We start from the raw sequence: 1,365 nt of genomic DNA, 5'->3' as shown, positions 1-1,365 counted from the left end.
CGACTTGACTCGCGTAAAAGGTCCGGGAGCGGCAGCGTGTGCCTCACGTAAGAAGGTCCGCGTAGCGATTCGTGTTCCCTGGCGATGTGAGCAGGGAGTTGTCGATGGCTTCGCGCCGTGAGATTACGAAGAGGTTCGCCCGCGAGTATGCGAAGGCCGGGCGGGCGGAGAAGGGTCGGTTGCTGGACGCGCTGGTGGAGACCACGGGCTGGCATCGCGACTACGCCCGTCGCGCGATCCGCAACGCGCTCGCCCGCAAGGGCGCGGCCCGTGACCAGCAGCGCAAGCCGCGACCGAGGAAGTACTCGTACGACGCGCTGGTGGTGTTGCAGGAGGTGTGGGCGCTGTCGGGGCAGCCGTCGGGGAAGTACCTGGCCGCGGTCATGGATGACACTCTGGAACGGCTGGTGCGGTTCAACGAGCTCGTCCGAGTCGCCGCCCGCGTGACCGAGGGGGTGCTGGATGAGCTGCGGTCGATGAGCGCGGCGACGATCGACCGGTATCTGAAGCCGCACCGGGATGCCCGTTACCCGGGAGCCCTGTCGACGACGCGCCCGTCGCATATCCTGCGCTCGTCGATCCCGGTGCGCACCGCGATGGACGGGCTGCCGCCGGGGCCGGGGTTCTACGAGCTGGACACCGTCGCGCACTGCGGGCACACCACCAAGGGCGAGTACCTGCGCACGCTCACCGCGACGGACCCGGTGATCGGATGGACGCTGCTCCGCGCGATCCGCAACAACGCGCACGTCAACATCAGAGCCGGGATGGACTGGCTGCGGCGGGCCTCCCCGGTGCCGATCGCGGGGATGGACTTCGACAACGGGTCCGAGTTCCTGAACTGGTCGGTGATCGCCTGGTGCGACGAGCGGGAGATCCCCGTCACGAGGGGCCGCCCCTACCAGCACAACGACAACGCCCACGTCGAGCAGCGCAACGGCGACTGGGTGAGACGGCACGCGTTTCGCTACCGATACGAGACCGAACACGAGCTGCGCCTGCTCAACGAGCTGCACTCCCTGGTGATGAAGCGGAAGAACCACCTGCTGCCCTGCGTGAAGGCCACCGGCTGGACCCACACCACCTCGGGGCGTAAGAAGCGCGTCTACGACACGCCCAGAACCCCGTATCAGCGGCTCCTCGACGCCGGCGTGCTCGACCAGCGCACCGCCGAGCGACTGGCCGAGGAGCACGCGAAGCTGAACCCGGCAGCGATCACCCGTCGCATCACCCGCATCCAGCAGCAACTCATCGACCTCGCCGCCGCCCGCACCCAAGGCACCCGCCCCGCCGCCTGAGCTACGCGGACCTCTTGCGTGAGGCAAGCGTCAACCGCTCCCGGACCTATTGACATGAGGCAAGACG

1 protein-coding gene is annotated in these 1,365 nt (G+C 68.1%); it reads left to right on the top strand.

From position 1 onward, the window contains the following. Positions 1 to 179: 179 nt before the first annotated feature. Positions 180 to 1,298 carry an integrase catalytic domain-containing protein gene (locus ACWDR7_RS13070; protein ID WP_449855324.1) on the top strand — a complete coding sequence of 373 codons (1,119 nt, stop codon included), beginning with the start codon at positions 180 to 182 and terminating at the stop codon, positions 1,296 to 1,298. Positions 1,299 to 1,365: the final 67 nt, after the last annotated feature.

The sequence above is a fragment of the Microbacterium sp. NPDC003461 genome (genome assembly GCF_053588335.1).
Note: the sequence above shows the minus strand (reverse complement) of the source record. Positions and strands in the feature narration are given on the sequence as shown.